This is a genomic window from Inmirania thermothiophila (assembly GCF_003751635.1).
Lineage (GTDB): Bacteria > Pseudomonadota > Gammaproteobacteria > DSM-100275 > DSM-100275 > Inmirania > Inmirania thermothiophila.
On sequence record NZ_RJVI01000001.1, the window covers coordinates 220,734 to 228,597 of the forward strand.

Below are 7,864 nucleotides of genomic sequence, written 5' to 3' on the forward strand. Positions count from 1 at the left end.
CCGCGCTTGTGCCGCGGCGCGCCGGCGGCGAAACTTGGCGCCCATGACGGGCTGGGACATCGCCGCGGCGCGCCGCACCTACAACCTCGCCCACTGGGGGGAGGGCTACTTCGACGTGGATGAGCGGGGGCACCTGGTGGTGCGCCCGCTCGGCCCCGAGGGGCCGGCGTTGGATCTCCATGCCCTTGCCTGCAGCCTGCGCGGGGAGGGCCTGGCCCTGCCGGTGCTGCTGCGCTTCCCGGACATCCTCCGCCACCGCCTCGCGACCCTGCGCCGGGCCTTCGCCGAGGCCATGGCCCGGCACGGCTACCGGGGGAGCTACACCCCCGTCTACCCCATCAAGGTCAACCAGCAGCGCTCGGTGGTGGAGGCCATCGCCGCGGTGCCCGGCGTCGGCCTCGAGGCCGGCAGCAAGCCGGAGCTGACGGCGGTGCTGGCCCTGGCCCGCCCCGGCGACGGCGCCATCGTCTGCAACGGCTACAAGGACCGCGAGTACGTGCGCCTGGCGCTGCTCGGCACCCGCCTCGGCCACCGCGTCCACATCGTGCTGGAGAAGCCGTCGGAGCTCGGCCGCGTCCTGGAGGAGGCGGCGGCGCTGGGGATCGAGCCCCGCCTCGGGGTGCGCGTGCGCCTCGCCACCATCGGCGCCGGCAAGTGGCAGAACAGCGGCGGCGAGCGCTCCAAGTTCGGCCTCGCCGCCCACGAGCTGCTGGACGCGGTGGAGACCCTGCGCCGGGCCGGCCGCCTGCACTGGCTGCGCCTGCTCCACTTCCACCTCGGCTCCCAGATCCCCAACATCCGCGACATCCAGCGCGGCCTGGCCGAGGCGGCGCGCTTCTACGTGGAGCTGCGCCGGCGCGGCGCGCCGGTGGACTGCGTCGACGTGGGCGGCGGCCTCGGCGTCGACTACGAGGGCACGCGCTCGCGCAGCTTCTGCTCGGTCAACTACGGCATCGGCGAGTACGCCGAGCACGTGGTGCGCACCCTCGCCGCCGCCTGCGAGGCCGAGGACCTGCCCCACCCGGACCTGATCACCGAGTCCGGCCGCGCCATGACCGCGCATCACGCCGTGCTCGTGACCCAGGTGGTGGACGTGGGGCGGGTGCCGGAGGGCGACGGCCTCGCCGCCCCGGCGCCGGACGAGCCGCTGGCGATCCAGGAGCTGTGGCGCTGCCTCGCCGAGGGGAGCGGCCGCTCGCCGGTGGAGCGCTACCACGACGCCGTCTTCTGGCTCGGCGAGGCCCACACCCTCTACGCCCACGGCGTCCTCGACCTGCCCCAGCGGGCCCGCGCCGAGCGCATCTATCACGCGGTCTGCGCCGAGGTGCGCCGGGGCCTGCGCCCGGCCGTGCGCAGCCATCGCGAGATCCTCGACGAGCTCAACGAGAAGCTCGCCGACAAGTACTTCTGCAACTTCTCGCTCTTCCAGTCCATCCCGGACGCCTGGGCCATCGAGCAGGTCTTCCCCGTGGTGCCGCTGCACCGGCTCGACGAGCCCCCGACCCGCCGCGGCGTCATCGAGGACATCACCTGCGACTCCGACGGGCGCATCGACCACTACGTGGACGAGGCCGGCGTCGACGCCACCCTGCCGCTGCACGATCCGGGCCCGGAGCCCTACCTGCTCGGGATCTTCCTCGTCGGTGCCTACCAGGAGATCCTCGGCGACATGCACAACCTCTTCGGCGACACCGACTCGGTCAACGTCGAGCTCGACGGCGCCGGCGGCTACCGTCTGGTCTCGCCGCGGCGCGGCGACACCGCCGCCGACCTGCTGCGCTACGTCGGCTTCGAGCCCGAGGCCCTGCGCCGCGCCTACCACCGCCAGGCCCGCGCCGCCGGCCTCGCCCCGGCGGAGGAGCGGCTCCTGCTGGCGGAGCTGGAGGCCGGCCTCGGCGGCTACACTTACCTGGAGGAATGACCCCCCTGCAGGAGGAGCCCCCGTGAAGACCGGATTCATCGGCCTCGGCGCCATGGGCGCCCACATGGCCCGCAACCTCCACCGTGCGGGTCACCTCGAGGCGGTGTGGAACCGCACCGCGGCGAAGGCCGAGGCCCTCGCCGCCGAGCTCGGGGTCGCCGCCGCCGCCGACCCCGCCGATCTCGCCCGTCGCTCGGAGGTGGTGATCACCTGCGTCTCGGCCGACCGCGACGTGCGCGAGGTGGTGGAGGCCATGCTGCCGGGCCTCGCGCCGGGGAAGGTGGTGATCGACTGCTCCACGGTGAGCGCGGCCACCGCCCGCGACGTCGCCGCGCGCGTCGCCTCCGCCGGCGCGGACTTCCTCGACGTCCCCGTCACCGGCGGGGTCGAGGGCGCGCGCGATGCGCGCCTGTCGATGATGGTGGGGGGCGAAGCGGCGGTGCTCGATCGCGTCCGCCCGGTGCTCGAGGCCCTGTCCGCGCGCATCGTCCACATGGGGCCGGTGGGCGCGGGGCAGGCCACCAAGGCGGTCAACCAGATCATGGTGGCCGGGATCAACCAGGCGGTCACCGAGGGGCTCGCCTTCGCCGAGGCCCAGGGGCTCGACCTTGCCCGCGTCATCGAGGCGGTCAGCGCGGGCGCCGCCGGCAGCTGGTTCCTCACCCACCGCGGGCCCACCATGGCCCAGGGGCGCTTCGCCCCCGGCTTCAAGGTCGCCCTCCACCACAAGGACCTCGCCATCTGCCGCGACATGGCGGCCGAGCGCGGCGTGCACCTGCGCTGCGTGGACGAGACCCTCGCCGACTACGAGGCCCTCATGGCCGAGGGCCACGCCGAGGAGGACATCTCGGCGCTGTTCCGCCTCAAGCGCCGGCTCTTCGGTCTCGACTGAGGCTCAGCCGCGGATGCGCACGCGGATCGACTGGATGTCGGCCCGGCGCAGCCGGTCCTGGATCCGCGACAGCTCCCGCAGGCTGTCGAAGGGGCCGACCCGCACCCGGTGCCAGACCTCGCCGTCGGCGAGGCGCACCCGCTCGATGCTGGCCTCGACCCCGAGGAGCGCGAGCCGCGCGCGCAGCGCATCCGCCTGCGCCCAGGTCCGGAACGAGCCCACCTGCAGCAGGTAGCGCGCAGGCGCGGCCTCGGGCCGCTCCTCCCGCGGTGTGGCGCGCCCCTCCTCCGGCACCACCACCTCCTGCTCCGGCAGGATGGTGTAGAAGTCGAAGCGCGGCGCCGGCGTCGCCGGGGCCTCGGGCGCGGCCGCGACGGGCACCGGCGCCCGGTGCTCGTGGAGGTAGACCAGGAAGGCGACGAAGAGGCCGATGGCGAGCCCCGCCGCGAGCCAGGCCCAGCCGGCATAGGAGCCGGCCGGCCGCCGCGGCCTCGCCTGCGACCGTGCGGGCTTCCTCGCGCCCCCCCCGCTCACATCTGCTCCGGGGCCGAGACCCCGAGGAGCGCCAGCCCGTTGGCGATGGCCTGGCGCACCGCCAGGATCATGGCCAGGCGCGCATCCCGCAGGGCCTCGTCCTCCACCAGGAAGGGCACCGCGTTGTAGCAGGTGTGGAAGTCGTTGGCGAGCTCGCGCAGGTAGTGGGCGAGCTGGTGCGGCTCGCGCGCGAGCGCGGCCTCCTCCACCACCTCGGGATAGCGCGCCAGCGTCCTCAGCAGCCGCGCCTCGTGGGCCTCGGTCAGGCGCCCGAGCGCCGCCAGACCGCGCTCGCGGTCCCACCGCCCGCCGCGCCCCTCGAGCTGGCGCAGCACGCTGTGGATGCGGGCGTGGGCGTACTGCACGTAGTAGACGGGGTTGTCGGCGCTCTGGGATTTGGCCAGGTCGAGGTCGAAGTCCAGGTGCTGCTCGCAGCGGCGCATGACGTAGAAGAAGCGGGCGGCGTCGCGGCCCACCTCCTCGCGCAGCTCGCGCAGGGTCACGAACTCGCCCGAGCGGGTGCTCATCTGCACCTTCTCGCCGCCGCGGTAGAGGACCGCGAACTGGACCAGCAGCACCTCGAGCCGCGCGGGATCGTCCCCCAGCGCCGCCAGCGCCGCCTTGACCCGCGGCACGTAACCGTGGTGGTCGGCGCCCCAGACGTCGATGACGCGCTCGAAGCCGCGCTCGAGCTTGTCGGCGTGGTAGGCGATGTCGGTGGCGAAGTAGGTCTTGAGACCGTTGTCGCGCACCAGCACGCGGTCCTTCTCGTCACCGAAGGCGGTGGCGCGGAACCACAGCGCGCCGTCGCGCTCGTAGACGTGGCCCGCCGCCTGCAGGCGGGCGATGATGCGGTCCACCGCCCCGCTCTCCACCAGGGCGCGCTCCGAGAACCAGGCGTCGTAGGTGACGCCGAAGGCCTCGAGATCGCGGCGGATGTCGTCGAGGATGGTGTCGAGGGCGAGATCGTAGACCTGGCGGTAGCGCTCCGGGCCCAGCAGCGCCTTGGCCCGGGCGATGAGGGCGTCGATGTAGGCCTCGCGGTCGCCGCCCTCGGGCTCGTCCGCGGGCAGCCCCTCGAGCACCACCGCCGCCGGGTGGCGCAGCGCATCCCCCTCGGTGCGGTGCAGCGTGGCGGCGATGTCCCAGACGTAGTCCCCCCGGTAGCCGTTGGCGGGGAAGGGCAGGGTCTCGCCCGCGAGCTCCAGGTAGCGCATCCACACGCTCACCGCGAGGATGTCCATCTGGCGGCCGGCGTCGTTGACGTAGTACTCGCGCTGCACCTCGAAGCCGACCGCCTCCAGCAGCGCCGCCACCGCGGCGCCGTAGGCGGCGCCGCGGCCGTGGCCCACGTGGAGCGGCCCGGTGGGGTTGGCGGAGACGAACTCCACCTGGATGCTGCGCCCGGCGCCGAGGCGGCTGCGGCCGAAGGCCTCGCCCTGCTCGAGGGCCTCCCGCACCGCCTGGTGGAAGGCCTCGGGGGCGAGGAAGAAGTTGATGAAGCCGGGCCCCGCGATCTCCACCCGGGCCACCAGCGGCGAGGCCGGCAGCGCCGCCACCACGGCCTCGGCGATCTCGCGGGGGCGCCGCCGCGCCGCGCGCGCGAGGGCGAGGGCGACGTTGCAGGCGTAGTCGCCGTGGCGCGCATCACGGGTCCGCTCCACCTGCACCGGGGCCTGCACCGCCGCCTCCGGCAGCCCCCCCGCGGCCGCCACCGCCCGCACCGCCCCGGTCACCAGCTCGGACAGACGCCTCTTCATGCTCCCCGGCCTCCGCACGAGAAAAGGCGCAGATTATCCCTTCGGCCGCGGTGCGGCGCAAAGGCGCGCCGCCCTCAGGCCATCTCCAGCGGATCGACGTCGAGGCCCCAGCGCACCCGGCGCGCCCCCGGCAGCCCCTCGAGCCGCACCGCCCAGCGCGCAAGCAGCCGCTGCAGCGCCGAGCGCCGCGCCGCGCGCAGGAGCACCTGCCAGCGGTGGCGGCCGGCGCGCCGCTCGATGGGCGCGGGCGCCGGCCCCAGGACCTCCACCCCCTCGCCGAGCCCGGCCGCGGCCTTCGCCGCGGCGGCGGCGAAGCCTTCGGCCGCCGCCGCATCCACCGCCTCCACCCGCAGCAGCGCCAGATGGGCGAAGGGGGGCAGCCGGGCCGCTGCCCGCTCCGCCAGGGCGGCGGCGGCGAAGGCGGCGTAGCCCTCGCGCACCAGCCGCTGCAGCAGCGGATGCTCCGGGGCGTGGGTCTGGATCAGGACCCGGCCGGGCAGGCGCCCGCGCCCGGCCCGCCCCGCCACCTGGACGATGAGCTGCGCCGCGCGCTCGGGGCCGCGGAAATCGGCCCCGAACAGCCCCTGGTCGGCGTTGAGGACGCCCACCAGGGTCAGGTCCGGGAAGTGGTGGCCCTTGGCCAGGAGCTGGGTGCCGACGACGATGCGGGGCCCGCCCGCGGCCACCTCCGCCAGCAGCCGCTCGAGGGCGCCGCGCCGGCGCGCGCGGTCGCGGTCGATGCGGGTCAGGGGCACCCCCTCGAAGCGCGCCCGCAGCAGGGCCTCCACCCGCTCGGTGCCGCGACCGACGCCGAGCAGCGCCCCGCCGCAGGCCGGGCAGGCCGGCGGCGGGCGGCGCCGGGCGCCGCAGTGATGGCAGCGCAGCACCGCCCCGGCGCCGTGCACGGTGAGGCGCACGCTGCAGCGGTCGCAGCCCGCGATCCAGCCGCAGGCGGTGCAGAGGAGGGTGGGGGCGTAGCCGCGGCGGTTGAGGAAGAAGAGCACCTGGCGGCCGGCGGCGAGCTCGGCCTCCGCCGCGGCGAGGACGCGGCGTGCGATCCCCTGCGCCTGGGGCTCGCGCCGCAGGTCCACCAGCTCCAGCCGCGGCAGCACCGCCTCGCCAGCGCGCTCGGCCAGGCGCAGGTGACGGAAGCGGCCGCGGCGGGCGTTGTGCAGCGTCTCCAGGGCGGGGGTGGCGCTGCCGAGCACCACCGGGCAGCCCTGCCGGCGCGCCCGCCACACCGCGAGATCGCGGGCGTGGTAGCGGGGCCCTTCCTGCTGCTTGTAGGAGGGGTCGTGCTCCTCGTCCACCACCACCAGGGCCAGGCGCGGCAGCGGCAGCCACACCGCCGAGCGGGTGCCCAGGGCCACCGCGGCCTCGCCCTCGCGCAGGGCCGCCCAGGCCGCGAGCCGCTCGCCCTCGGCGAGGCCCGAATGGTAGGCCACGACGCGGCCGCCGAAGCGGGCGCGGAAGCGGCGCAGGGTCTGGGGCGTGAGGGCGATCTCGGGAACCAGCACCAGCACCTGGCCGCCCCGCGCCACCGCCTCCTCGGCGAGGCGCAGGTAGACCTCGGTCTTGCCGCTGCCGGTGACGCCCTCCAGCAGGTGCACGGCGAAGCGATCCGCCGCCGCCCGCACCGCTGCCACCGCCGCCCCCTGGGCCGGGGTGAGCGCCGGGCGGTGCACTCCCGGATCCGGCGGGGCGACCGGCGCCGGTGCCGCCTCGGCCCAGCCCCGGGCGGCAAGCGCCGCCGCCGCGCGCCGGTCCTCCGCGGAGAGGGCGGCGGCGGCCACCGGCCCCGCCCGCAGCCGCTCGAGCAGGCCCCGCTGCCGCGGGGCGCGGGCGAGGGCCGCCGCCGGGGCCGCCCGCCCCGCCGCCGTGAGCCGCCACAGCAGCGGCCGCCGCGGCTGCGCCGGCGCTCCCTTGCGCAGCGGGGCCGGCAGGGCGAGGGCCAGCACCTCGCCCAGGGGGGCGTGGTAGTAGCCAGCGGCGAAGGCCACGAGATCGAGCAGCCCTCCGTCCAGCACCGGCCGCTCGTCGAGCACGGCGCGCACCGGCCGCAGCCGGTCCGGCACCACCGCGGCGGGCCCGCGCCCCACCACCACCCCCACCACGGCCCGCCGCCCGAGGGGCACGCGCACCCGCACCCCGGCGGGGATGTCCGGCGCCCCGCGGGGCGGCAGGTAGTCCAGCGCCCCGGCCAGGGGGGCGGGCACGGCGACCTTGAGCACCTGCGTCATGGCGGCAATCTAACCCGCCGCCCGGGCGCGGTCACGCCGGTCAACCGATCCGCCGCCCGTGCGTTGAAAAGAACGAGACAGCGAGGTTTCCGAGCCGCAACGAGAGGAGGAAAGTCCATGAACCGCAGATCCCTATCCCGCAGCGCCGTCGCCGCCCTGCTCGCCGGGGCGGGCCTTGCCGCCCTCGCCGCAGGCGCCGTGGCCGCCCCCGGCGACCGCCTCGACCGCATCGGCGAGCGCATCGACCAGCGCCTCGACCGCCGCGGCGAGGTGATCGACGAGCGGCTGGACCGCCGCGGCGAGTGGATCGACGAGCGGCTGGACCGGCGCGGGGAGCGGATCGACGAGCGCCTGGACCGCGCCGCCGAGCGCGCCCGCGAGCACGGCAACGAGGCCCGCGCCGAGCGGCTCGACCGCCGCGGCGACCGCATCGAGGCGCGGCTCGACCGGCGCGGCGATCGCATCGAGCAGCGCCTGGATCGGCGCGGCGACCGCATCGAGGCGCGGCTCGACCGGC

General features: G+C 76.2%; 5 protein-coding genes. 2 read left to right on the top strand and 3 right to left on the bottom strand.

The window, feature by feature from the left end:
* The first annotated feature begins 43 nt into the window (after window positions 1–43).
* A complete protein-coding gene (speA, locus tag EDC57_RS01025) occupies window positions 44–1,921 on the top strand; it encodes a biosynthetic arginine decarboxylase (RefSeq protein WP_123399372.1) in 1,878 nt (625 codons plus the stop codon).
* Between the two features lie 22 nt (window positions 1,922–1,943).
* Window positions 1,944–2,813 carry an NAD(P)-dependent oxidoreductase gene (locus EDC57_RS01030; protein ID WP_123399374.1) on the top strand — a complete coding sequence of 290 codons (870 nt, stop codon included), beginning with the start codon at window positions 1,944–1,946 and terminating at the stop codon, window positions 2,811–2,813.
* A 3-nt stretch (window positions 2,814–2,816) separates the two neighbouring features.
* Here the strand turns inward: EDC57_RS01030 and EDC57_RS01035 are convergent, their stop codons facing one another.
* From EDC57_RS01035 to EDC57_RS01045, 3 genes are all read right to left on the bottom strand, one after another.
* Complete coding sequence (locus EDC57_RS01035) at window positions 2,817–3,347, bottom strand: SPOR domain-containing protein (protein WP_123399376.1); 531 nt, start codon at window positions 3,345–3,347, stop codon at window positions 2,817–2,819.
* Window positions 3,344–5,107 carry an arginine--tRNA ligase gene (argS, locus tag EDC57_RS01040; protein WP_123399378.1) on the bottom strand — a complete coding sequence of 588 codons (1,764 nt, stop codon included), beginning with the start codon at window positions 5,105–5,107 and terminating at the stop codon, window positions 3,344–3,346. The genes EDC57_RS01035 and argS overlap by 4 nt, the downstream gene beginning before the upstream one ends.
* 74 nt (window positions 5,108–5,181) lie before the next feature.
* Window positions 5,182–7,347: a primosomal protein N' gene (locus EDC57_RS01045; protein WP_123399380.1), complete on the bottom strand. Its 2,166-nt coding sequence runs from the start codon at window positions 7,345–7,347 to the stop codon at window positions 5,182–5,184.
* Between the last annotated feature and the right edge of the window lie 517 nt (window positions 7,348–7,864).